Origin of the sequence: Litchfieldella qijiaojingensis, assembly GCF_014651875.1 — a bacterium.
Lineage (GTDB): Bacteria > Pseudomonadota > Gammaproteobacteria > Pseudomonadales > Halomonadaceae > Litchfieldella > Litchfieldella qijiaojingensis.
Genome location: NZ_BMXS01000002.1, coordinates 22517 through 48254 on the forward strand (window position 1 = coordinate 22517; position 25738 = coordinate 48254).

Here is a 25738-nt window from a genome sequence, read left to right on the forward strand (position 1 = left end):
TACGTCGGCCATTCCCCCCTGACACCAGGAACGTCATCTTGATTGAAGTTGTCTCGCTCTCGTTCGCCTTCGTCTTCGGTGTACTGGTTCGCCAACTCGGCCTGCCTCCACTGGTTGGCTTCCTGGTGGCGGGTTTCGCGCTAAATGCCTATGGCCCGGCCATGGGTCTGCCCAGCGAAGCGGGCTATGTGCTGAATCACGTTGCGCACCTCGGTATCCTGCTGCTGCTGTTCACCGTCGGGCTCAAGCTCAAGCTTCGAAACCTCGTCGAACCCGTGGTGCTCGGTGGGGCGCTGCTGCACTTCGTGTTCACGGTGGCGGTCTTCTCCTTGGGCCTGATCTTCTTTCTGGAACTGGAGCGCCAGACCGCGGTGATGCTGGCCATCGCCCTATCATTCTCCAGCACCGTACTGGCCGCCAAGGTGCTGGAATCCAAGCGCGAGCTCCGCGCCTTTCACGGCCGGGTGGCGATCGGCATTCTGATCGTCCAGGACGTGGTCGCCCTGGCCGTGCTAAGCATCGCCGGGGACCACTCACCCTCCTGGTGGGCGATGCTGATATTCGGGCTCCCCTTCCTCAAACCTGCCCTTAACCGCTTGATGGACGTGGCTGGACACGAAGAGCTACTGGTGCTGATGGGAGTGGTACTTGCCGTGGCTATAGGCGGCATGGGCTTCGAGCTGGTGGGACTCAGTCCGGAACTGGGGGCACTGCTCATGGGCCTGCTGCTGTCCGACCATCCTCGGGCACAGGAATTGTCCAAGTCGCTGTGGGGACTGAAGGAGATCCTGTTGATCGGCTTCTTCCTGCAGATCGGCATGACTGGACTTCCCGATACCGATGCATTGATCTTCGCATTGACCTTAGGCGTCATTCTGCCGCTCAAGGGGCTGCTTTTCTTCTTTCTGCTGACCCTTTTCCGGCTACGGGCACGCAATGCCTTCCTGGGAGCACTAAGCCTGACCTGCTACAGTGAATTCGGCCTCATCGTGGCCTCGGGCGTACTGAGCGAATGGCTCGTTCCCCTGGCGATCACCGTCGCCGTGTCGTTCATCGTCGCCGCGCCATTGAATCGTCTCTCCCATCCCTTGTTCGACCGTTTCGAGACATTCCTCGTCCGTTTCGAAAAGCGGACTCATCATCCTGACGAGCAGCCGGCTTCACTGGATCACGCCGATTATTTGATCATGGGCATGGGCCGCACCGGAACGGCTGCATTCAACTTCCTGGCCGAACATCACCTACAGGTGATCGGCCTGGATGCCGACCCCAGCAAGGTGGCACGACACCAGTCGGAAGGTCGCCACGTAGTATATGCGGATGCCGAGGATATCGGCTTCTGGAACAGTGTGGATCTATCCAGAATCAAGGCTGTGATCCTCACCTTGCCGGAGATCGAAGGAAAACTCATTGCGGCTCGCCAGCTCAGAAAGCATGGTTTCACAGGCCCCATTGTCGCCCAGACCATGTTCGACGACGAGTCGGAAAGGCTCCTCGAAGCGGGTGCGGACGAAACGTATCTGACCATGACCGGGGCCGGGATTGGCCTGGCGGAAAAGACGTGGCAAGCCTTTCACCCCGACTCCAAGGAGGGTGGCACCAAGCCGTGACATGCGTTGGCGCAGTAACGATAAGACCTCAAGGTACCACCACGAGTGGAAGCGGCAAGCGGGCCAACAACTCCGGGTCCTCGTCGACCAAATGCGCGAGCTGAGTACGAGACAACAGCAAGGCACCGCACGGCGACATGGCCAGGCGTCGCTCGAGCGCCGATACGCCGACTTCGGGGAGTCGTTCCACGGTATCGAACAAAGGGTTGTCGACCAGCCAGTCGTTACCCGCGGGAGCAGACGACTCGCCTATCGCCAATAGCGGGCCCCGTTCCATGGGACGTGTCTCGTTCCACAGCAAAACCGTACAGGGCGCCTGCAGCACCAGTGCACGGCTGGTGGAGCCCAGGCGCCCACCCCACTGGGCGGAAACTCCGGCCTTGCCCAGCACCAGCACATCGGAGCGGGTGGCCAGCGCCAGGGCTTCTGTCACGACCCGACCACGGCTAACCTTCAGCGAGTGACGGACCTCGCGCCCTGCCACCATCTCACTCAAGGCCTGTCGTACGTTCTCGCGTTGTCGTATCAGGTGAGTCTCGAGCATCGACAACGACAGCGGTCTGGCCATTCCGGAAGCCATACCCACTTCGCATGCGAACGGAAAGTCCGTGCTGCGCAACAAGTCATGATCCTCGACGAACAGCGCCACCAGCTCGGCATGCCGACGACATGCCAGATCCACGGCAACCGATAGTGCAGCCAAGCTATGTCGCGAGGCATCCAACAGGACCAACACCCGGGCTTGCACATGATGCCGAGCGGCACCCCCGCTATTGGGGGCGTCATCGGGGAGGGAGGTGGCGTCATGCATCATTTCCGTTACCCTCCTCGTGTTGGTTTGACTTCGGCGTTTCGGACGCTGAGCTCACCTTCTTGATCCGTTGCCGGAAATGTTCGAGTCGTGCCACCACCTTGGCATTCAGGCTGCCCTCGGAGTAGCGGCCATTCGCTTCCATCTGCCCCGGCTCACACTCCGTGAGCAATTCGAGCGCTTCGTCCACATGGGAGATGACATAGACATGGAAGCGATCTTGGGCGATGGCGTCACGAATATCAGGGCCGAGCATAAGGTGCTCGACATTGGCCGCCGGCAACAACACCCCCTGTCCATCTAGCTCTCCCCTGTCACGACAGACCTGGAAGAACCCTTCGACTTTCTCGTTGACGCCACTCACCGCCTGGACTTCGCCATGCTGATTGATTGACCCCGTCACCGCCAGCGACTGTTTGAGCGGTACTCGCACGATGGCGGAGATCAGTGCGCATACCTCGGCCACCGAGGCACTGTCACCCTCGATACCAGCGTAGGACTGCTCGAATGCCAGGCTGGCCGACAAGGACAATGGCATTTCACCGGCATAGCGGCTGGCTAGGAAACGCGACAGGATCATCACCGCCTTGGAATGGACCCGTCCACCCAAACGTGCCTCGCGCTCGATGTCCACCACTTGTCCCGCTCCCGGGCGGGCTGTGGCGGTAATCCGGTTAGGCTGCCCGAAGGCATATTGGCCAAGCTGCAATACGGACAACCCGTTGACCTGGCCGATCGCCTCGCCATGGGTAGCAATCATCACCGTGCCACGCTGGATCAGCTCATGGCTGCGTTCACGCATGCGACCGGCCCGCCACAACTGTTGTGCTACCGCCTTCTCCACATGGGCACGACCAATCGTTGCCGCATCCCCCTCGCCTGCCCAGTGATCGGCCTCCAGCAACAGGTCGAGCAAGACACGATGATGAGCTGTCAGTTTGCGTTGATCTTCGACCAGCCGACTAGCGCGCTCGATCATGGCACCCACACCGGAAGGATCCAGCGGACGCAAGCTGGCTTCCCGCACCAACGTCGCCAACACCCGGGCATACAGCATCTGGCCATCGGCATCACGCGGCAAGGAATCCTCGAGATCGACTTGTACCTTGAACAACTCGAGAAACTCCGGATCCTGCTCACAAAGCATGTAATAGAGCAGGCGCTCACCAAGCAGCACCACCTTGACATCCAATGGCACCGGCTCGGGTTCGAGTGTCACGGTGCTGATCAGCCCATAGGCCTGTTCAAGGGATTCGGTGCGGATCTCTCCGGCACGCAGCACCCGCTTGAGGGTTTCCCAGGCACCTGGCTGCCGTAGAAGACCACGCGCGTCCAGTACCAGGTAACCACCATTGGCTCGATGCAACGCCCCGGCACGAATCAACGAGAAATCGGTGAGCAGGGTACCGTTATGCACGTGGTGCTCGATACGCCCGACCAGATGCTGGTGGGTGGGTAAGTCCTGATAGACCACCGGAGCCCCGTCGCACCCGGCATTATCGACCAGCAAGTTGACCTGAAAGCGGCTGAACACGGCCTCGGGTGACATCTCGGAGTGACTCTCCAGAAAGGCGTCCACATGTTGCAGGACGGCCTCGCGAATTGCCTCGAGATGGGTCAGCACCCCAGGAAAGTCGGCATAGCGGCCCTCAAGTTCTTCGAGAGGCCCATCGATGGCGGCCTGCAACATCTCCTCATTGAGGCGCTGAGTCTGCTGGCGCAACTCCTTGGCCAATTGCGGCATCTGACGTATCGCCTGCTGCAGCTTGCGCTGCAGGATGGTCACCGTTCCCTCGATACGCTCGCGATCGTCCTTGGCGAGTTTCTCGAAGGTTTCCGGCGCCATCATGCCGTCGCCCTCGGCGGGAACGAAAGTGAAACCGTTGGCCGTCGACAGCAACAGGATGTCATGTTCGCGGGCCTCGCGACGCACTGCGTCGATCGCGTCACGCTGGCGCTCGCTCATCGCTTGCTTCAGCTCATGCAGGCGGTTCTGGTATTCATCGCTATCGAACACCGACGGGATGGTACTGCGCAATTCTTCTACCAGTTGCTCGATATCCACGCGCAACTGCCAGCCTTTGCCGGGAGGTAGGGTCAGATAACGCGGCGTGGAGGGATCCTCGAAATTGAACAGGTAGCAACCGTCCGGCGGCGGGGGCGAGCTTCGGGCCTGCTCGGCCAGGAAACGCCCTACCAAGGCATGCTTGTCATGGTCCGGCGGCCCCAGAACAAAGAGGTTGAAGCCGTCACTGCGGATCGCGGTGCCGAAGCTCAGTGCATCGCGCGCGCGGGTATGCCCCGTCAGCAACTCCAGTGGTTCCAATTCGCTGGTCATTGTGAAGGAAAAGGTATCGTCCGGGCATTCCCGGTATACCTGCGCGATCCCAAGCGGCTTCACCATGCCGAGCCTCCTCTTCCGACATCCCCATTATGGAAGACGCAGCGTCAACGTGCTTGACCTGAATCAGGGCAGTAGTGCCCTTGACCCCGAGGTCGACTGGTTCACGCCCAAGTGCGAGGGGAGGCCGCCGAGAGCATCTTTCCCTGGTAGCACGGCGGAATGCATTCACGCAGTGGTGCTGGTAATGTCCATGGCAATGGACCCGCTTCATGGCCGAGGTCGCAATGACTCCACGTCCCGATCCAAGGATTCTACTGCGTCTAGTGGGGTTGCTGCGCCCCTATCGACTGCGGCTGGTACTGGCTGGCACTGCCCTGCTGGTGGCATCAGGCAGCGTCTTGCTGATGGGCCAAGGCCTGCGCTTGGTGATCGATCAGGGCTTCATGGCCGAGAATGCCGCACGTCTCAACCAGGCGTTGGTCGGCATGCTAGTGGTCGTGGCCGTGCTGGCGCTGGCCTCGGCGCTGCGTCACTACCTGGTGACCTGGATTGGCGAGCGCCTGGCCGGCGACCTGCGCCGCCAAGTCTTCGACCACCTGCTGACGCTGGAGCCCGGCTACTTCGAAAGCGATGACGAGGCAAAAGGGGGCGCCGGCGAGATCCAGTCACGGCTGACCGCCGATACCAGTGTGCTGCAGACCCTGTTCGGCTCGTCGCTGTCGGTGGCACTGCGAAACCTGCTGATGCTGATCGGTGCCGTGGTCCTGATGGTGGTCACCCAGCCCTGGCTATCGGCCATGGTATTGCTGGGGATTCCCGCCACGGTGCTGCCGATTCTGTGGTATGGCCGACGAGTCCGGCGACTATCCCGGCATAGCCAGGATCGCGTCGCTGAACTGGGCCGCTATGCCGGTGAAGCGCTTTCGGGAATCCGTACCCTGCAAGCTTTCGGACACGAGGATGTCGACCGCCATGACTATGGGCAGCGTGTGGAGGAAGCCTTCGAGGCCGCCATCCAGCGTACCCGCCAACGCGCCTGGCTGACCGGTATCGCCATGCTGGTGGTATTCGCCGCCGTTGGCCTGATGCTGTGGCAAGGAGGACATGCGGTGCTTGCCGGGCACATGAGCGCCGGCGAGCTTTCGGCCTTCGTCTTCTACGCCGTGCTGGCCGCCGGCGCGGTGGCCTCCCTGGCCGAAGTGGCCGGTGACGTGCAGCGCGCCGCAGGCGCCACTGAGCGGCTGCTGGAACTACTCGACGCTCGCCCGCGGATACGAGCCCCTGCCATGCCGCACGACTTGCCTGCTTTCGTACGAGGTGCGATCGCCTTCGAGGACGTGCGCTTTGCCTACCCCAGCCGTCCACAAACTCCCGCCCTGCAAGCGCTGAACCTGAAAATCGAGCCCGGTGAACGCGTCGCGCTGGTCGGTCCGTCCGGCGCCGGCAAGAGCACCTTGTTACAGTTATTGCTGCGATTTCACGATCCGGATGCCGGTCGGGTGACGCTCGACGGCATCGATCTTCGTGAATTCGACCCTCGGGCTCTACGTCGGGTCATGGGAATGGTCGCCCAGGAGCCGGTCCTGTTTACCGGCTCGGCTGCAGACAACATCCGTTATGGCTGCTCCTCAGCCAGCGACGAGGAAGTGCGAGCCGCGGCCCAGGATGCCAATGCACTGGATTTCATCGAGGCCTTACCGCGAGGGTTCGACACCCCTCTTGGCCCGGGAGGCGTGCAACTTTCCGGCGGCCAACGCCAACGCCTGGCAATTGCTCGGGCGCTGCTGCGCGACCCACGCGTCCTCCTGCTCGACGAAGCCACCAGCGCGCTGGATGCCGAGAGCGAACGCATTGTCCAGGAGGCGCTGGATCGCTTGATGCATGGACGCACCAGCCTGGTCATCGCCCACCGCTTGGCCACGGTCGTCGCCGCCGACCGCCTGCTGGTCCTCGATCGGGGATTCCTGGTGGCTTCCGGCACCCACACGGAGCTGCTGGAATCCAATGCCCTGTATCGGCAACTCGCCAACCTGCAATTCGCCCCCGCCGACGCTGGCCTGTGACGAATCAGCAGCCCTGCATCCTCGGCAGACCATACCCGGTGCATCGCGCACCGGCACGCCTCATACGTCCATTGTCACTACCAAAGGTTGAATGGTCCGGCCGTGCTCGTCCTTGACAATGGAAACATCAAGGTACACATTTCAGTACTCATATTGAGTACATTTTGAATACAAAATCGTCGACACCCATCCTGGGTTCGGATAAGGGAGCGCTGATATTCAGTGTCTCCATAGGAAGGCACCTGAACCACGCGTGTGCGTGGGTAACCCTTCGCCTCTGGCGATGGGTGCCTCAGCAACAGGAGCCTCGAGATGTCGCATGCATACCAATCCCACAACACTCGCCTGTGGATCCGCCATCCACTGGCCTGTACCGACCCCGCCGCCGCTGGCGGAGTGGTGGTACAAGGTACACGCATCGTAGAACGCGTGGCTGCTGGCTGTACCCCAAGCGAGCCGATCGGCCAGAGCTTTGATGCTTCTCGGCATGTCCTGTTGCCGGGGTTGGTCAATACCCATCACCACTTCTATCAGACCCTGACTCGCGCCTATACACCGGCACTGAACAAGGAACTCTTCCCCTGGCTAACCACGCTGTACGACGTCTGGGCGAATCTCGATGAAGAGCAGCTCGCCGTGGCTAGTGAATTGGCGATGGCCGAACTGCTGCTGTCCGGCTGCACCACCGTGGCCGACCACCATTACGTGTTTTCCGGCTCGCTCGTGGAGGCCATCGACCGACAGGTGGAAACCGCTCAGCGACTTGGCGTGCGCGCCGCCCTGACTCGTGGCTCGATGAGCGTGGGACGTGACGACGGAGGGCTGCCGCCTCAGCACGTGGTGCAGGAAGAAACCACCATCCTCGACGACAGCCGGCGTCTGATCTCCCGTTACCACCAACGCGGGGAAGGTGCGATGATCACCGTGGCACTGGCCCCCTGCTCACCGTTTTCCGTTAGTCGCGAGCTGATGAAGGCCACCGCCGAGCTCGCCGAGGCCGAAGATGTGCGCTTGCACACGCATCTTGCCGAGACCGAGGACGAAACTCATTATTGTCAGCGCCTGTTCGGCCTGCGCCCCCTCGATTACCTGGCCGAATGCGGCTGGCTTGGCAACCGCACCTGGCTGGCCCACGGCATCCATTTCAACGATGAGGAAATCCGCCGCCTTGGTGAAGCGGGTACCGGCATCGCCCACTGCCCGTCGTCCAACATGGTGCTTGGTTCGGGACTATGCCGCACGTTGGAACTCGAACGCGCCGGCGCCCCAGTGGGGCTGGCCGTGGATGGCTCGGCCTCCAACGATCACTCCAATCTCGCCGAGGAGATGCGCCAGGCGATGCTGCTCGGCCGCTTGCGTTACTCTCCTGCCCAAGTCGGTCATGACGACATAATCCGCTGGGCCACTCAAGGCTCGGCACGTTGCCTCGGCCGAGATGATATCGGTGGCCTGGCACCCGGCCAACAAGCCGACCTGGCCCTGTTCAAACTCGATGAGCCGCGCTTTTCCGGCGCCGAGAACGCTGTCGCCGCGTTGCTACTCTGCGGTGCGCATCGCGCCGACAGGGTGATGATCGCCGGCCAGTGGCGGGTCATCGACGCCGAGGTACGAAACCTCGACCTCGAAGCACTGATGGCTCGCCATCATGCCGCTGCCCAGCGGCTATGGAGGGCCGTCTGACACGCCAGCATGACCCATCTCGGCAGACAACAACGAAAAATTGCCGACCGCTGTTCCAACACAGGAGACCACGATGTCCAATAACAAGACCTGGTATCGCCGTTATTCGGCCAGTGCCGATGTCAATGACATGCCCCCCATCGCCAAGGCGGTGCCGCTCGGCATACAGCACGTACTGGCGATGTTCGTGGGTAACGTGACCGTGCCCATCATCATCGCCGGGGCGATGGACCTGCCCGACGAGCTGACCATCTTCTTGATCCAGGCGGCCATGTTCGTGGCTGGCGTCGCCACGCTGGTGCAATCACTGGGCGTGGGTCCAGTGGGCGCCCGACTTCCCATCGTCATGGGCACGAGCTTCGGCTTCGTGCCGATATTGATTCCCATCGCGGTGAACATGGGCCTGCCTGCGGCACTTGGCGCGACGCTATGCGCTGGGCTTGCCATGGGTCTGGTAGGCTTGTTCCTGCCATGGGTGCGCTTTCTGTTCCCTCCGGTGGTCACCGGTACGTTCGTGATCATGATCGGCATTCTGCTTCTGCCGGTGGGTTTCGCCTACGCCGGCGGTGGCTACGGGGTACCCGATTTCGGCAGTTCCCATCACCTGCTGCTGGCAGCCCTGGTGTTCGTCATCACGTTGGGATTCCACCAGTATGGACGCGGCTTCTGGTCTGAAGCGGCACCACTGATGGGGCTGGTCGGTGGCTTCATCGTGGCCCTGATCACCGGCATGGTGGATATGTCCAAGGTCGCCGATGCAAGCTGGGTGACCATGCCGCAACCCTTCGCCATCGGCATCGAATTCCACTGGGCGGCCATCCTGCCGATGGTGCTGCTGGCACTGGTGACCTGTGCCGAGTCGATCGGCGATATCGTTGGCACCACCGCCGGCGGGCTCAACCGCGAGCCTACCCCGCGCGAGTTGTCCGGCGGGGTGATGGCCGACGGCGTGGCGAGCATGCTGGCGGCGGTGTTCAACGCCTTTCCGCAGATCAGCTTCAGCCAGAACGTCGGCATGGTGGCGCTTACCGGCGTGGTCAGCCGCTTTGTGGTCGCCATCGGCGGCACCTTCCTGCTGGTGGCCGGCCTGTTGCCCAAGTTGGGCGCGCTGATTTCCAGCATCCCCAATGCGGTGCTCGGCGGTGCCGTGCTGATCATGTTTGGCATGATCACCAGCGCCGGCATCAAGATGCTGAGCAAGATCCACTTCGACAAGCGCAACATGGTGGTGATCGGGGTCTCGCTCTCGGTAGCGATCGGCCTCCCCGCTCACGAAGGGTTGTTGTCCGGCTTCTCGTCCAACGTACAAGCCATGCTGGAATCCGGTTTGATTCCCGGTGCTCTGTGCGCGATCGTGCTCAACTTGATACTTCCCGATCCCAACGCACGCGCGAAGGCCGCCGCGGCCAAGGCAGCAACCACCGAATGACCCCGCATTAACGACACTCCCATCACCGGTCTCGCCCGTCGTCCGACGGGCGAGACCGTATTCGTCTAGGGAAGCGCTGATTTATGTCGCGAGCGAAGAGAGGCTGGTCACCGCCGGAGCGCAAGAACCAGAGTTTACGCGGTGTTAAATGAGGATTCTGAGCACCGCCGGCGGCCAGGATATCGAGTGCAGCAATAAATCAGTGTTTCCCTAGTATCGTCATCGCTCAAGGCTACCCATATCTCAAGACCGCCCCATAGCCCATTACCACTATATTGGCTTTTTATAAGCCACAATGGCTATAAAATTGAATAATAACCCTAAGAGGCTATACTAAGACCATCCCAGCGACTCGATATCACGCCATGCCACAGAAAATCGCCGTGCTGACCGGTGACGTCATCGCATCACGCAAGATCCGCGATCAAGAGCACCTGTTCGGTATCCTCGATGCCGCCTTGCATGCATTGGCCGAACGCTACGGTGGCCGCGGCGAACGCTACCGCGGAGATGGCTTCCAGCTCGCCCTGCCTCAACCAGAGCACGCCTTGACCGCTGTGGCGATGCTGCGCGCCGCCCTGATCCAGCACTCGGAAGATCGGCAACGCTGGGATGCCCGTATCGCCGTGGCAGTGGGCAAGGATAACTGGCAGGACGACTTGCGGGTGGCGGAAGCCAGTGGTGAGCCTTTCGTCCACTCGGGACAGGCCCTGGACGCCCTGAGCGCCGGGCAAGGGCATCTCGCCCTGAAGATTCTCGGTAAGGACGACAATGGCTGCCTGACGCTGCTGACCCGCTTCGTCGATGAATTGATCGACGGCTGGTCGCGCTACTCCGCCGAGGTCGTCTACCTGAGTCTATGCCATGATGAATCGCAGCAGGAACTGGCCAAACGGCTCGGCATCAGCCAGCCCAGCGTGCACAAGCGCCTGCGGGCCGCCCGTTGGCCATTGCTGGCCGAGTATCTGGCATATATGCACCAGCGCCTCAAGGAAGAGACTCCATGAACGTCGAACTCTCTCTGCTACCGGGCCTGATCCTGGCTCACCTGGTGGGTGATTTCCTGCTCCAGCCGGGCCGCTGGGTCGAAGCCCGCTACCGCTTCAAGGAACGCTCTCGCCAACTGTACCTTCATGCATCTATCCATGGCCTGCTGACCCTGTCGGTGCTGATGATCGCCTCTCTTGCGACCCCCTCTCGAGGCAACTTGCCCCTCGCCGTGGCCGGCGCTGTCCTGGTCGCTACCAGTCATGCCCTGATCGACCTGGGCAAGGCCTACCTGTCCCCTCAGCGGCTGCGCTGGTTCCTTCTCGACCAGTCTCTGCATCTGCTGATCCTTGTCGGGCTGTGGCTAGCCTGGCTGGGAAGCTGGCAGCCCCTGGCCGGAATATGGACCTGGCTGGTCACCCCCCCGGTACTGGTAATGGCCGTTGCCTATCTCCTGGTAACGCGGCCGCTATCGATTGCCATTGCCCTGGCCATGCGTCGCTGGAGCGACGATATCGCCAACCCAGGGACCCTGACCGCCGCTGGAGCGCGCATCGGCATGCTGGAGCGTTTCCTGGTGCTGACCCTGGTGTTGCTCGACCAGATGACCGCGATCGGCTTCCTGCTTGCGGCCAAATCGGTATTGCGCTTCGGCGAGCTGCGTGGGGCCCAGGACCGCAAGCTCACCGAATACGTACTGCTGGGTACCCTGCTCAGCGTTTCCAGCGCCATGGTTCTGGGCTTGTTGGTCCGCACGCTCTTGCTGGAGGGCTGACATCGTGCCGGTCAGGTTCGCTACCATCATCCTCATGGGGCTACTGTTCGCTGCCTGTGCCAGCCCCATGCACCTGGAACCACGCAACGGCTACATCGTCGACCACCGTTACGAAGCACTCTCGCACAATAGCCGCATCCGCCACTTGGTGATCCACTACACCGACACCGACGAGGCGGAATCGCTGGCCACCCTGACCGGCCTCCATGTCAGTGCTCACTATGTGCTGCCAAAGCCGGCGCGTCATTACCATCGCCACCCTCTGATCTACCAACTGGTGGATGAATCGCGCCGCGCCTGGCATGCCGGTGTCAGTACGTGGAAGGGACGTCCCAATATCAACGACACGTCCATCGGCATCGAAATCGTCAACAGCGGGTCGGACCGCCCCTTCAGCGAGGTGGAGCGGTTGCTGGAAACCGACCCGGAGGCCACTATCGATCTCCACTGGGCACCTTACTCCGAATCGCAGATCGAAACGCTGATCGCCCTGGCGCGCGACATCATCGAGCGTCATGAGATCCATCCCACCGATGTGCTGGCCCACTCGGATATCGCACCCGCACGCAAGATCGACCCCGGCCCCGCCTTTCCCTGGCAGCGGCTGTATGAGGCAGGCATCGGCGTGTGGCCGGACGAGACGACGGTGACACGCTACCGGGTCGCGTTCGAATACTGCCCGCCGCGACTCGAAACCCTGCAACATGCGCTACAGGCCTGGGGCTATCCACTCACGGTGACGGGCGAACTCGACCGTCAAACCACCACAGTGCTGCGTGCCTTCCAGATGCGCTTTCGCCCCGCCGACTATCGTGGCCTGCCAGATGCCGACAGCGCGGCCATCCTCTGGGCGCTGCTGGACAAGTACCAATCAGAGGCAGTGTCAGAGCTTCAACCGCCTGCATGCCGAGCAACTGCTCTACCTTCCGGGCGTGAGGCAAATCCGTTCATTCATGGGACTGCGACAGGTCGTTTCCACGACACAGATCCCACTTTGACACCTCATGTTCAGGGAGGGCGGCGGCAAGGCCGGTCGCCGGGGAGCAGGACACCTGTCGCTGATGGGATTGGCGGATGCGCCCCGCCTTGCTAGGGTGCCGCCTAAAGGTATTGTGTTGTGGAGAGACGACCATGTCCGAAGTACGCTTGACCACTTGCCAGGGGCAGGCGATTGCCCCCTATCTCGATGACTTGGCGCGCCTGCGCATCCGGGTCTTTCGCGATTTTCCCTATCTCTACGACGGCGACTTCGAGTACGAGTCACAGTATCTCAAGCGTTATGCCGAGTGCCCGAACAGCCTGTTCGTGCTGGCCCTTGATGGCAACCGTGTGGTAGGTGCCGCCACCGGCATGCCGTTGGCCGATGACGTCGAGGAATTCCGCGCCCCCTTCGAGCAAGCCGGCTATGACATCTCACGAGTCTTCTATTACGGCGAATCGGTGCTGCTCGACGAATACCGCGGGCGGGGCATCGGCAAGGCCTTCATGACCGAGCGCGAAGCCCATGCTGCGAAGGAAGGCTTCGATATCGTGGCCTTCTGCGCCGTGGAGCGTCCCGATGACCACCCGCGCAAACCGGCGAACTACCAGCCACTGCACGGTTTCTGGCGCTCGCGGGGTTACCGCCTCGTTCCCGAGTTGCACACCACCTTCCAGTGGAAGGATATCGACGACGACCGCGAGACCGACAAACCCATGGTGTTCTGGCTCAAGGAACTGCGGCAATGAGCGGTGGTCAGCGCGTGGTCACGGTGGCCACCGCCCAGTACCCCATCGATGCCTTCGAGACCTTCGCCGACTTCCAGGCCAAGGCGGCGCGCTGGGTGCACGATGCGGTGATGCGCGGTGCGGAACTGCTGGTATTTCCCGAGTACGGCGGCATGGAACTGACCTCGCTGCTACCCGAGGCGGTCCGCGATGACCTGCAAGCGCAACTGCCAGCCCTGGAGCCGCTGCGTGACGATGTCGTCTCCATCTGGCGCGAGTTGGCCGAAATTCACGGCGTGACCCTGCTGGCGCCGTCGCTGCCCTGGCGACTGGACGATGGCCGTTTCGTCAACCGTGCCTGGCTGCTAGGGCCGAGCGGCCGCGCGGACTACCAGGACAAGCAGATCATGACCCGCTTCGAGAACGACCTTTGGGGCGTCTCGGCGGGCACCGGCCTGAAGGTCTTCGATACACCCGTCGGACGACTCGGCGTGCTGATCTGCTACGATTGCGAATTCCCCGACCTCGCCCGAGCCCTGGTCGATGCCGGCGCCGAGCTGCTGCTGGTACCGAGCTGTACCGACACCGAGGCCGGCTACTATCGGGTACGGCTTTCGGCCCAGGCACGCGCCATCGAACAGCAGGTGGCACTCGTGCAATCGCCGACGGTGGGTGAAGCGCTGTGGTCGCCAGCGGTGGATATCAACGTCGGCCGGGCCGCCGTCTATACGCCGTGCGATCATGGTTTTCCCGCCGACGGCGTATTGACCATCGGCAGCGATGCCACTCCCGGCTGGCAGATCGCGCGGCTGGACCTGGAGGCAATCCGAGACCTGCGCCAGCACGGCCAGGTCAACAACCACGCCGACTGGTCCCTACAGCACAAGCGCCTGATCGAGAGCATCGAGGCAGTCTCCTTGTATTGAGGCTTCAGAGGCAAGCACGGCTTTTGCCGCAACCGGGGCTTGGCCGTACAATGCGGGGAAATACCGTACGTGGCTGCCTCGCTCGGTCTCCGCGACGGCTTCGCCTATCATCACGACTCGAAGGAAACGCCGGACTCATGCGTGCCAGTGAATTGTTGATCGCCACCCTGAAGGAAACGCCCACCGACGCCGAGATCGTCAGCCACCAACTGATGCTGCGCGCGGGCATGATTCGCCGTCTGACCTCGGGGCTCTACACCTGGCTGCCCGTGGGGCTGCGCACCCTGCGCAAGGTCGAGCGTATCGTGCGTGAGGAAATGAATCGCGCCGGCGCCCAGGAAATCCTCATGCCCGCCGTGCAGCCCGCCGAACTGTGGCAAGAATCCGGCCGCTGGGAGCAGTACGGCCCCGAGTTGCTGCGCCTCAAGGATCGTAACGAGCGCGATTATTGCGTGGGCCCCACCCATGAGGAAGTGATCACCGACCTGATGCGTCGCGAACTGGCGAGCTACAAGCAGTTGCCGACCAACTTCTACCAGATCCAGACCAAGTTCCGCGACGAGATTCGCCCGCGCTTCGGGGTGATGCGTGCCCGCGAATTCATCATGAAGGATGCCTACTCTTTCCACATCGACGCGGATTCGCTGCAGGAAACCTACCAGAAGATGTACGACGCCTATGTACGCATCTTCACCCGTCTGGGCCTGGACTTCCGCCCGGTACTGGCCGACACCGGTGCCATCGGCGGCACCAACTCTCACGAGTTCCACGTGCTGGCCGACTCTGGCGAGGACGACATCGCCTTTTCCACCGAGTCCGACTATGCCGCCAACATCGAAAAGGCCGAAGCACTGCCGGCACCGCTGGGCGAGAACGTCGAGCGTCCCGCGCCGACGGAGGAACTGCGCCTGGTCGATACCCCCAATGCGAAGACCATTGCCACCCTGGTCGAGCAGCACGGCCTGCCGATCGAGAAGACCATCAAGACCCTGATGGCGCATGCCGCGGAAGGCGGGTTGATCGCCCTGCTGGTGCGCGGCGATCATGAACTTAACGAAGTCAAGGCCGAGCATCTGCCGGAGGTTGCCTCGCCGCTGACCATGGCCACGGAAGACGAGATTCGCGACGTGGTGGGAGCCGGGCCGGGCTCGCTGGGCCCGGTCGGGCTCGACATGCCGATCGTCATCGACCGCTCGGTGGCATTGATGAGCGACTTCGGCGCCGGCGCCAATGTCGATGGCAAGCACTATTTCGGCATCAACTGGGAGCGTGACGTTCCCCTGCCCAAGGTCGCCGACCTGCGTAACGTGGTTGAAGGCGACCCCTCACCGGACGGCAAGGGCACCCTGTCCATCAAGCGTGGCATCGAGGTCGGCCACGTCTTCCAACTCGGCAAGAAGTACTCGGAAGCCATGAACGCCACCGTGCTCGACGACTCCGGACGCGCGACCCACCCGTGGATGGGCTGCTACGGCATCGGCGTGACGCGCGTGGTGGCCGCCGCCATCGAACAGAACCATGACGATGCCGGGATCATCTGGCCCACGGCCATTGCCCCCTTCGAACTGGTGGTGGTTCCGATGAATGCGCACAAGTCCGAGCGCGTGCGCGAAACCGCCGAACGTCTCTACGACGACCTGACACGCCGTGGTTTCGACGTGCTGCTCGATGACCGCGATATCCGCCCCGGGGTCAAGTTCGCCGACCAGGAACTGATCGGCATTCCCCATCGTCTGGTAATCGGCGACCGTAGCCTCGACAAGGGCGAACTGGAATACAAGGGACGTTGCGACACTGATGCCACCTTGGTACCGGCGGACGCCATCGTCGACTTCCTGCGCGAGAAGATCGCCCACTGATCGGTTAGCCTCCCTCACAGCCCGCCCCACTCCTCGTCCCCGGTCTTGACGAATCGACCGGGGACGTCATCTCTGTGTATACAGCGTTAAGCTGCATGCATGACATACTCGGCAACCTGGCGGAAGATTTCGGATAACCTCTAGCCGATACTCCTGGAAGCCAACCGGCCTACCCACGAGGCGCCCATGACCTTTCGAACACGACTGCTGATCGTCACGCTGGCCATGGTCTTGCTGTCGCAGTTGGTCACCGCCGGATTTATCCTGGGCACTGCCGACCAGATATCCTACGAATTCCTGATCGCCGCTTTTCGCGAATCCCCCTGGCAGTGGCTGGCAGCCTTGGCCCTGCCCCCGGCACTGGCGATCGTTGCCGCCCTGTTGAGTGCGCGCGCCATGATTCGCCCATTTGCTATCCTGGCCGAGGCGATTCGCCGTATCGGCCAAGGCCAACGCCTGCAACGGATCGACGTCCCGCCACGTGGAGAGAGCGGAAAACTGGCCACGAGCTTGCTGGCCATGCAGGATGACATTGCCCAACGAGAAGCCACCCTGTTGCACCGATCGAGCCACGACCTGCTCACCGACCTCCCTAACCGCAGCTCGGCCCAGACCGATATCGACCAGGACATCGCCGAAGGTACCCCATTCACCCTGCTGCGACTGGCAATAGACGACTTTCGCCGTATCAACGACACCTTCGGCTATACCTTGGGCGACCGGGTACTGATCACCCTGGCCGAACGCCTTGCCCACCTGCCGCCGCCGGCACGCGAAGCCTATCGGTTGGGTGGCGATCAATTCCTGCTGCGACTCGCTACGCCCGCCTGTGACGCCGACTGGCTTCGCAACCTGCATGAACGGCTGACGCAGCCCATCGACATGCACGACTCGCCGATTCGACCCTCGCTATCCATGGGTGAAGTGCGCTTTCCCGAACATGGCGACAATGCCCACCTGCTGCTGCGGCGTGCCGATATCGCACTCGATATGGCACGCCATGGGCATCGGCGTCACCAACTCTATCTCGAGGGCCAGGACGAACGTCACTTGCGCCAGTTGACACTGATTCGCGACCTGTACGATGCCGTGAGCCAACGCCAGTTGACCGTGGTCTACCAACCCAAGGTGCGAGCCGACGACGGTGAGGTCGAAGGCTTCGAAGCCCTGATGCGCTGGCAACATCCGACGCTGGGCTTCATTCCTCCCGACGAGTTCATCAAGTTGGCCGAACGCTCGGGAAACATCCGGCTTCTCAGTCACTGGATGATCGAAGAGGTTTGCCAGCAATTGCAACGCTGGGAGCATCAGGGTCGCCCCCTGCAAGTCGCCATCAACGTCTCGGCCGAAGACGCCATGGACGACACCCTGGCTTCTCACCTGTTGCAGATGCTCGACCGCTATCGACTGCCTACCGATCGATTGGGACTCGAAGTCACCGAAAGCACCATCATGAAGGAGCCGGAGCTGGCCACACGCCTGCTTGGCGAACTGCGCCGCACCGGCATGGCCTTGGCGGTGGACGACTACGGCACCGGTTACTCCTCTCTCGCTCAGCTCAAGCGTCTACCAGTGCAGGAACTCAAGATCGACAAGTCGTTCATCGTCAAACTCGACGAACACGGTGACGACGGGATCATCGTGCGCTCGACCATCGAACTGGGCCACAACCTGGGGCTCAAGGTCACCGCCGAAGGGGTGGAAACCGCACACAGCCAGGCACTGCTGAAACGTCTTGGCTGCGACTATCTACAGGGCTATCAGATTTCGCGCCCCTTGTCCTGCGACCAGGTCCTGGACTGGCTCGACGACTACCGGGTTCGGCTCGCCGAGCCGCCGTCCTGACAGGCCAAAGCTCTTCCCCCCTTCACTCAGTAGTAGACTTTTCTTTTTCTACCAATTCCCAGACTTACGCAGCATTGAATCCTGCCCAAATCCGAGGAGCCGGCATCGTCACGTTATGGTGGCAAATCAGCCACCCTCCATACATCGGACTCATGTCCACGCCCTCATCCTCGATAAAAGGCATTCAGCTTGTGCTGGTTTGCGCTGACGTAGGTCGCGTAGGTGGCGTCGTCCATGTCGCGCCAGAAGCGCGGGTCACGTCCGGTGCGCTCGTCATGCTCGCGGGTGGTGGGGTCGCGGTGGCGATCCGACTCGAACGCCGGGATATCCGGCAAGGGCTGGGAAGTGTCCATGTAGCGTTGCAGCATGTCCCAGGCGGCGCGCTGCTCCACGTGGCTGTGGGTACTCCCGAACATGCCCGCCAGCGACACGTGCACCTCCTCGGCGTAATGCACCAGGCTCAGGTAGTACTGCGGTGAGCCCTGGTAGTCCGGGGTGCTCTGCAAATAACAGTCGAACCCATGGAACGGCAGGCGATGGGCAATCTGCCAGGCGGTACGCTTCTTGCGGGGATTGGCCGCCACCATCACCTCGCCGGTGCGGCGGTTCAGTTCCCAACTGGGGCCCGGGTAGGCACCGGCGGCAAAGTTGGGAAAGAGTTTTTGCAGAAGGGTCATCCCCCCCCACATGCTCAATGTCAATACATATGTAAAGAGAATAAATCCTCCTCCAGAGATAATACGCTCGAAGAAATCGATTCGAGTATTCCCCAGAGACTGAAAAAAGATCGTTAGTGCATAAAGAACTCCCGCAAATAAACAAAGGAAAAAGCCCACCATCCCCAAGGCCCGGGTAATCCCGAACACAAATGCCCTCCTGGTATGGCTGGCATAGCGCAGGCACTCCTCGTCCCAGCGCCCCAGCAAGTCCTTGCGATACTCGGGATCCTCGTACTTCGCCATCTCGGGATCGGCTTCCAACTCGCGTAGTTGCTGGGGCGTGTTGTGCCGCCAGCCATGCATCGGGCTCATGTCCACGCTGGGGTGGCGGTGCGGCAGCCGCTGGCCGCCGGCGAACAGTTTGAACTTGCGCGAGTGGCGGCACTCGCGCGGGGGGCGCTCCAAGGTCCTGGCCGAGGTATGCGCCTCGGCGGCGTAATACGTGGCAACGTCAGTCATGGCTGTCATCCGGATGGGAGGCCTCGCTGGCCCAGTAGGCTTGCTCGCGGCGCTCGGGATCCGGGCGCCGGCGGTCGTCGGGATCGATACTCGCCGGGTCGACCAGTGGCGCCGGGGCCGGCAAGATACCCGGCAGGCGGGGCGCGCGCCGCTCGCGGCGCCACTGAACGCGTACCGTCCAGCCATAACGGATGCGCCTTTTGGGCCGCCCCCTCAGGCCGTTCTCGATCTCGGCGTCGAGCGTCATCACGTAGTATTCCATGCCATGCGCGGTGGCACGCGTGAAGCGCGGTTCGATGGGCCGCGCCGACGGCACGAAGTCCCCCCGTTGCCAGACGACCTGGTTGCCGGGCATATGGCCCGCCGGCCGGTCGATGGCGCGCTGGGGGTATAGCCACACCACCGGTTCCCAGCCGGCCGCCAGGCCGGCCAGGTTGCTCTCGACCACGATGCGGGTATTGGGCAGGCTGCGGTAGTGCTCGTACGACCGCGCCTCGTCGCGTGCCTTGTGGTCGCCGGCGAGGCGCTCAAGGGTGGTCATCGGCCGGGTCGTCGACTCCGGCAGCAGGCCGATCGCGGGGAGCGAACTGGCGGCGACGGCCTCTGCGGTGGTCGGCGCGATGCTGTCGATACGAATGCGGATGCCGGCCAGCAGGCTGACCAGGCGGTCGTAGGCCTCGTCGGGGTTCTGTAGCCAGGGCGCCCGGTCGCGATAGGCTTGTGGCCCGAACGGCCCCATGCGCAGCCACTCCTCGAGCTCGCTGTCGGCCAGCCAGGCCGCCGCGGCCAGCGTCACGCCAATGGCGATCCAGCCCACCGGCCCCATGCCCACCATCACCGACGCCGCCGTCACCACCAGCCCGCTCACCGCCGCCACGCCCAGCGCGATGCCGGCGCCCAGGTTGCCGTTGCGCAGGCTGGTCATGGCATCCCAGCCGCACAGCATCGCCGTAATGACACCACCGGCTGCCGCGCCCAGCGTCGATAGCGCGATCACGCTTGGCAACCACTGGGCTGCCTTAGGGGCAAGACGTGCCAGCAGGCTGCCCCACGGCACCTTGCGGCTGATTACCTTGGCGCGCAGCTGCACCAGTTGGTTATGGCGTTCGCCGAAGAACTCCAGAGCTTTGGCCGATGCAACTGTGATATCGATATATGCGCTAAATATTGCAGCACCTGCTCTTGCTTGAGATCGATTCTGGGTACTAACCAACTCCATCCGCAGATTGAATATCTCGATCACGGCAATGATATACGGCAGACGAATGGCCTCGGCGCTGCGCGACAGGCTGTAGCGGGCGCGGGCCTTTCGGGCGACCTCGGCGGCCAGCGAGTCGGGGTCGACGGCCAGCACCGTCACGGCCTGGTCGCCCCTGGCCGAAGTCAGGGCCTGGGCGCTGGCGGAATTCAGCGTGCGGCCGCTGGCCTCGGTCACCGAGCTGTCCAGGTGGCGGCGGAATGTCGCCAGCCGGTCGTGGAAGTGCCGGCGATCCGCCTCGGTCAGGCCGTCGGTCTCGTCGAGCACGCCGAGGATCACCTTGCCATGGGCCTCGGCGGGCGGCACGGCATGCACGCCGACGAGCAGGTCGGGCAGCGCGGCGCGGGACAGGCGCACCACCGGGGGAAAGAGCGTCAGCGCCGTGGCCTGGTCCACGACCCCGTTCAGCATCAGCGTCGCCTGTTGGCCCAGCTTGCCCAGTACCGTATCGACGGCTCCGGCCCAGCGCTTGAGCTCGGGGACGACCGGCAGTCCCTCGGGGCCCACCAGCATGGCAAGCTGAGGCGTGTCGATGAGTTGCAGGTCGTCGGCGTCGGTGGGCAGCTCCAACTCGGCCTGCCGGGCCATGGACTTGAGGCGCAGACGGCCGTCGCCGGGGTTGCTCTCTCCCTCCTCGGGCAGTGTCAACGGGGCGGCGAGCGGCGTGGCCTCGTCGCTGGGAAACAGCATGGCGTGCAGCGGATGGCCGCTGCCATCGCCCAGGCAGCGCACCAGCAGGCGCTGAGCTGGCGTGGGGCGATCCTGACGCTCGGTGGCGAGCTGGTCGATCTGCGTGCCGGACTTGCCCAGGGCGGCGAGCAGGTCGGCCAGACGGTCCTGATAGGCGGCATGCTGGTCGTGTGCCACCTCGCGCTGGGCCTGGCACAGTACGAAGGCCAGGTCGCCCGAGTCGTCGAGGTCGAGGTTGTCGTCATCGACGAAGCGGTGCAGCGGGTTGGCCTCGCCCGCCGAGTCGTGGCTGGTCAGCAGGGTACGGTTGACCAGGGTGGCGCACTCGAAGCGCGGATTGCGCGCCGCCCGGCGTGGAATGCCGAGCAGGTAGCGCTCGCTGGCCTGGCAACCGCTCAGGGCATGGCGCAGGTCGAACAGGGGGTCATCGAGCAGCACGGCGGGAATCTCCCGCGTCCGGGCATCGGCCAGGCAGTCCTGGGCGGCGTCGAGCCCTTGCCAGAGGTCGTTGTCGTGCCCGGTCTGTTCCTGCGCCGCCAGACCCTCATCCAGCACCTGGGCGCGCACCATGGCCTGCCGGTAAAGCAGTGACTCATCCCCCTCGTCGGTGAACGCTTGCAAACCAGCATCGGCGGCGGCGCTCGCACTGGCGCCATCCGCCTCGAAGCGCTCGATCTCCCGGTTCGCCTGGGCATGGAGCTGGGCTAGGTGTTGGCCGGCCAGATCGCGTGTCATGGCGGCGGGATTGGCCACCTGAAGTTCGGCCCCCCATTCGCGCAGGCGTTGCGGTTCGTCGTCGGGCGGCGTGTAGAGGTATCCCGACGAGGCAAAGTCGTTGCCACTGAGTAGATTCAGGCGCTGACAGCGGGCCTGGCGGGCTCGTGCGTCGTCTTGCAGGTAATTGAGGCGCGCCGCCGACCATTGCACCTCGGAATAGGCCATGCAGGGATTGTGGCCGACCACGTGGTTGATGGCCCGGTCGCTACCGGGACGCGGTACCCACACCTCGTGCAATGGTACGCCGGCGCTGGGGCGCCGGTCGTCCTGATAGCGCCCGTCGGCATCGCGGTGAGCGGCCAGGTCGATATCGCGGAACTCGAGTTGGCCGGTGTTGGGGTTGGCGCGGACTTCGATCTCGCGCCACAGCCGGTCGCGGTAGAACAGATAGAGATAACCGGGGCGCACTGGCAGCGCATGGGTTCGGGAACTGGCGTCCCAGGCCGAGCGCGGCTGCATCGACTTCCATAGCGCCATGGGCATGACGGGCTGGATGATGTAGTGCTGGTAGCGTCGCTGGCGCGGGGTCTCCCAGAGCCCCTCGAACAGCGGCAAGCGGATCGGCGCGCCACGTTCGGTGGCAATCTCCAGTTGGATGTCGGCGGGCCGCATGCCTTTCCAGCGCCATTTGTGCAGTACGCTGCGCGGCTCGGTGATGATCTCCAGCGGTTCCTTGGACGGCTGGTCGAGATCGGTATCGCGATAGCCGTCACGCAGCACGAACTCATGCCCTGCCGGGTGATCCTTGCCCAGTACCTGCACGATCAGCATCTTGGGCTCGCAGGCCGGTCCTTCGCTCAGCGGTCCATGGCGTACTTCGTGACTCATCCCTTGTTCCCCTCATGTATTCCCAGCAGCGTCAGCCGCCCTCCGACGGGCGTATCGAAGATGTCCTCGGGCCATGTGGCACGCGGTGCGTCGAAACGCCACGCCAGATAGTCGGCCCATTGCTCGTGCGGCAGCGCCAGACGTTCGGCCTCGTCGCAGGCGATGACGAAGCGCTGGATATTGTCCCGAGCGTCCTCGCGCAACCCATGCCGCTCGGCCAGGCGTTGCCACAGCGGGAAGCGAATCATGTAATTTTCCATGTCGGCTTCCTGGGCCGGCTCCAGGGCCATTTCCTCGGAGTCGAGGGTCGTCGGATGGGGTTGGTGGTCCGTCTCCATGGCCACGAAGGCCTGCCACTGGGCTCCCGACTCGGCGCGCTTCTCGAAGGTGCCGCCATGCCAGATCACACTCTGTAACGGCCCCAGCCAGCGGTTGTCCCGGCTGGCCCGGGAAAACAGGTAGGCGGCGATCCAGGGGTCGTAGAAGCGCAGCAGCCCCCGGCGGTTGCCATAGAAGCGTGTTTCCAGGCGGGTACGCAGATGGGCCGCCACCTCTGCTCCAGAGGCATGACCGGCGACGATCACTCCACGCAGCGGTGTTTCGCCGCACCCTTCGACGAAGGTTCGCCAGAGCGGTGATTGAACGTCACCGGGTCGGACCAGCAGCGGACTCTGCTCGAGACAGTCGGCATAAGCGGTGCGTGCGTACAACGGCTCGCAATCGGGGGCCTCTTCGAGTTCGTAGAGTCGTTTCAACGTATCCGGCAGCCGGTCCAGTACCAGCCAGCGTGGCATCTCATGAGGCAACAGGGTCTCGAGGTCGCGATCTTCCGTGAAGCGAGGCACGCCGTCAGCCCTCCCCACAGGGGCAGCTTGCGCCCAGTGGACAGGGGCTGCCATCGGCGGGTAACTGGCAGACCTCGATGAACGCCGGACGAATCTCGGCGGCCCGTTCCAGACGGGCACCTCCCACCCTGGACGGCGGTGGCGCCACTTCCTCCACCTGCCCCGGCAGGCGCGCCATCTGCACGGATTGCCCCGTGCCGCTGCCCGGGCTGCCGCCGGCATTGATCCGGGTCACGGGCCCGGCGATGGTCACGCCGCTGGGGTCGAGCTTGATGAAGCTGCCGCCGGCCTGGATCGTGAGCTCGGCGCCGGCGTCGAGCACCACCTTGTTGCCGGCCTTGGCGTGGATTTCCTCGCCGGCCTCGACCAGCAGCGCCCGGCCGTAGTGGCGGTGGGCCGTGCCGCCGATCCTGGCGTGGTCGTCGCCGTCGACCCGCGTGCGGCGCTGGCCGTGCACACTGAGGTGGGCGTCGCGCTCGATCTGCTCGATACGGTCGCGGTGGATCTTGAGCGCGCTGTCGCGGCGGATCTCCTCGCGGCGGTCGTTGAGGGTCAGCAGGTTGAGGTCCTTCTGGGCGCGGATGTAGATCTCCTCGCCGTCGCGCTTGTCTTCCAGGGAAATCTCGCTGTAGCCGCGGCTCTGGTGCGATTGTGAGCGGATCACGGTACGCGTCTTGTGCTCGGGCAGTGCGTAGGGCGGCGGGTGCGCGGCGTGACGGACGCGCCCGGTGATCAGCGGCTGGTCGGGGTCAGCGTCGAGGAAGCTTACGGTCACCTCGTGGCCGATGCGCGGGATCGCCATCATGCCGTAGCCGGGGCCGGCCCAGCCCTGGCTGACGCGCAGCCCTGGCTGACGCGCAGCCAGGCGCTGGCGGTGCCGTCGCGGTTCCAGGGGAACAAGACGCGCACGCGGCCGTATTCGTCGGTGTGGATCTCCTCGCCCTCGGGGCCGACCACGATGGCGGTCTGCGGGCCGTCGACGCGCGGCCGCTCCGGCGGGGCGGGCCGCCAGGCGCGGTCGCCGGGCATCAGCACCAGCGTGTTTTCCAGGTGCGTCACGCCCTCGGCGCCCACCGCGTCCTCCTCGACGGCCTGGGGCTGGGTGCCGGTGTGTTCGACCTCGACCACCTGCCAGTCGCGGTTGGTCTCGGCGACGTCATGCTCGGTGAGGCGGAAGCGCGTGCCGGGCGCCAATACGATCAGGTCGCTCTCGGCGTGGGCGAGGCAGGCCTCGCGGCGCAGCGCTTCGAGGCGCACGCGGGTGAACGGCTTGCCCGAGGCGTCGCGCTTGTAGCGGCCCGGGTAGTCATAGTGCACCAGGGTCGGGTCCACGTTGGGGTCGTCGGCCCAGGCCTGGTGCTGCTGGGCGTAGGCGGGGGTCTTGAAGCTGTAGTCCTTGAGCACCACCGACGAGGTCGCTACCGACGAGACCTGGCGCAGCGAATGGAGGTAGCACCGCTCGGGGCGCACGCCGCCGGCGCGGGCGTGGTAGGTCTGCTCCGGCAGGCGGCGTAGCATCTGCACGTCGTCGGCGAACACCAGTTGGCGGCCGTCGTCGTCGAAGGAGAAGAAGATACCTTCCTCGGCGAGCAGGCGCTGGAGAAAGGCCAGGTCGTTCTCTCGGTACTGAACAAGAAATTCTCGCGGCTCGGGCTTGCGCTTGATGGCGAAGACCAGATCGCGCAGGCCGTGCTCCTCGCACAGGGTCTGGACCACGCCGAGCGGCGCGGCCTGCTCGAAGATGCGCGAGTTGTGGCGCAGGCCCAGGCGCCACAGCGCCGGGCGGATGACGATATCGTAGTGGGTGCGGCGATAGCCGCTGTCGCCGCGCGCGAAGTGACTCACGGTCCCGCTGACGCGGCGCTCGACCTCACCGTCGCGCCACACGGTGAGGGTGGCGTTGCGGTCGAGCCAGTCGTCGGCGATGAGGGTGTCGTCGCGGCTGGCGAAGTGGACCTCGAGGGTGAACGGCTGCGACAGCGCCTCGCTGAGGGTGAACTGGGTGACCGCCAGGTCGAGGGCGTCGCGCCCGGCGAGCGCGAGCGTGAACTGCAGACCGGTCTGGTTGGCCATGAGGTACGCCTCCCTGCGTGATGGCAGCGCTGAATCCATGCCTTCGCGCCAGG

The 25738-nt window shown here is 63.6% G+C and carries 18 protein-coding genes; 11 read left to right on the plus strand and 7 right to left on the minus strand.

Features of this window, described 5'->3' with window-relative positions; genetic code table 11:
- Positions 1–38: 38 nt before the first annotated feature.
- Positions 39–1610, plus strand: coding sequence for a cation:proton antiporter family protein (locus IE093_RS02535; RefSeq protein ID WP_189465925.1), 1572 nt, complete (start codon positions 39–41; stop codon positions 1608–1610).
- Between the two features lie 28 nt (positions 1611–1638).
- Here the strand turns inward: IE093_RS02535 and IE093_RS02540 are convergent, their stop codons facing one another.
- Complete coding sequence (locus IE093_RS02540) at positions 1639–2424, minus strand: universal stress protein (RefSeq protein WP_189465927.1); 786 nt, start codon at positions 2422–2424, stop codon at positions 1639–1641.
- Positions 2414–4825: a Lon protease family protein gene (locus tag IE093_RS02545; protein WP_189465930.1), complete on the minus strand. Its 2412-nt coding sequence runs from the start codon at positions 4823–4825 to the stop codon at positions 2414–2416. The genes IE093_RS02540 and IE093_RS02545 overlap by 11 nt, the downstream gene beginning before the upstream one ends.
- Before the next feature lie 224 nt (positions 4826–5049).
- Between IE093_RS02545 and IE093_RS02550 the strand changes: the two genes are divergently transcribed.
- The 10 genes from IE093_RS02550 to IE093_RS02595 all read left to right on the plus strand — a co-directional run bounded on the left by IE093_RS02550 (position 5050) and on the right by IE093_RS02595 (position 18036).
- A complete protein-coding gene (locus IE093_RS02550; protein WP_189466453.1) occupies positions 5050–6828 on the plus strand; it encodes an ABC transporter transmembrane domain-containing protein in 1779 nt (592 codons plus the stop codon).
- A gap of 312 nt (positions 6829–7140) precedes the next feature.
- On the plus strand, positions 7141–8508 hold the full coding sequence (locus tag IE093_RS02555; RefSeq protein WP_189465932.1) for an 8-oxoguanine deaminase: 1368 nt from the start codon (positions 7141–7143) through the stop codon (positions 8506–8508).
- A 73-nt stretch (positions 8509–8581) separates the two neighbouring features.
- A complete protein-coding gene (locus tag IE093_RS02560; RefSeq protein ID WP_189465934.1) occupies positions 8582–9937 on the plus strand; it encodes a uracil-xanthine permease family protein in 1356 nt (451 codons plus the stop codon).
- Between the two features lie 365 nt (positions 9938–10302).
- The gene (locus tag IE093_RS02565; protein ID WP_189465936.1) at positions 10303–10944 is read left to right on the plus strand and encodes a sigma-70 family RNA polymerase sigma factor; all 642 of its coding nucleotides are present in this window, start codon (positions 10303–10305) and stop codon (positions 10942–10944) included.
- Positions 10941–11699: a DUF3307 domain-containing protein gene (locus IE093_RS02570; RefSeq protein WP_189465938.1), complete on the plus strand. Its 759-nt coding sequence runs from the start codon at positions 10941–10943 to the stop codon at positions 11697–11699. The genes IE093_RS02565 and IE093_RS02570 overlap by 4 nt, the downstream gene beginning before the upstream one ends.
- Before the next feature lie 4 nt (positions 11700–11703).
- Positions 11704–12792, plus strand: coding sequence for an N-acetylmuramoyl-L-alanine amidase (locus IE093_RS02575; RefSeq protein WP_229803197.1), 1089 nt, complete (start codon positions 11704–11706; stop codon positions 12790–12792).
- A gap of 38 nt (positions 12793–12830) precedes the next feature.
- Positions 12831–13427 (plus strand): GNAT family N-acetyltransferase, encoded by a 597-nt coding sequence (locus IE093_RS02580; protein WP_189465940.1) that lies wholly within the window; start codon positions 12831–12833, stop codon positions 13425–13427.
- Positions 13424–14332: a carbon-nitrogen hydrolase family protein gene (locus IE093_RS02585; RefSeq protein WP_189465942.1), complete on the plus strand. Its 909-nt coding sequence runs from the start codon at positions 13424–13426 to the stop codon at positions 14330–14332. The genes IE093_RS02580 and IE093_RS02585 overlap by 4 nt, the downstream gene beginning before the upstream one ends.
- A 137-nt stretch (positions 14333–14469) precedes the next feature.
- Positions 14470–16191: a proline--tRNA ligase gene (locus IE093_RS02590; protein WP_189465944.1), complete on the plus strand. Its 1722-nt coding sequence runs from the start codon at positions 14470–14472 to the stop codon at positions 16189–16191.
- 186 nt (positions 16192–16377) lie between these two features.
- Complete coding sequence (locus tag IE093_RS02595) at positions 16378–18036, plus strand: putative bifunctional diguanylate cyclase/phosphodiesterase (RefSeq protein ID WP_189465946.1); 1659 nt, start codon at positions 16378–16380, stop codon at positions 18034–18036.
- Positions 18037–18200: 164 nt separating this feature from the next.
- On the opposite strand, the gene IE093_RS02600 is transcribed toward IE093_RS02595, so the two are convergent.
- Genes IE093_RS02600 through tssI form a run of 5 tightly spaced genes read right to left on the minus strand, consistent with a single transcriptional unit; the run spans position 18201 to position 25685 of the window.
- Positions 18201–19214 carry a hypothetical protein gene (locus IE093_RS02600; protein WP_189465948.1) on the minus strand — a complete coding sequence of 338 codons (1014 nt, stop codon included), beginning with the start codon at positions 19212–19214 and terminating at the stop codon, positions 18201–18203.
- Positions 19207–22767, minus strand: coding sequence for an ammonium transporter (locus tag IE093_RS02605; protein WP_189465950.1), 3561 nt, complete (start codon positions 22765–22767; stop codon positions 19207–19209). The genes IE093_RS02600 and IE093_RS02605 overlap by 8 nt, the downstream gene beginning before the upstream one ends.
- Positions 22764–23612, minus strand: coding sequence for a DUF4123 domain-containing protein (locus IE093_RS02610; protein ID WP_189465952.1), 849 nt, complete (start codon positions 23610–23612; stop codon positions 22764–22766). Before IE093_RS02610 ends, IE093_RS02605 begins: the two co-directional genes overlap by 4 nt.
- 4 nt (positions 23613–23616) lie before the next feature.
- The gene (locus IE093_RS22735) at positions 23617–24417 is read right to left on the minus strand and encodes a bacteriophage T4 gp5 trimerisation domain-containing protein (protein WP_308427187.1); all 801 of its coding nucleotides are present in this window, start codon (positions 24415–24417) and stop codon (positions 23617–23619) included.
- On the minus strand, positions 24414–25685 hold the full coding sequence (gene tssI / locus IE093_RS22740; RefSeq protein WP_308427188.1) for a type VI secretion system tip protein TssI/VgrG: 1272 nt from the start codon (positions 25683–25685) through the stop codon (positions 24414–24416). Before tssI ends, IE093_RS22735 begins: the two co-directional genes overlap by 4 nt.
- Positions 25686–25738 lie beyond the last annotated feature (53 nt).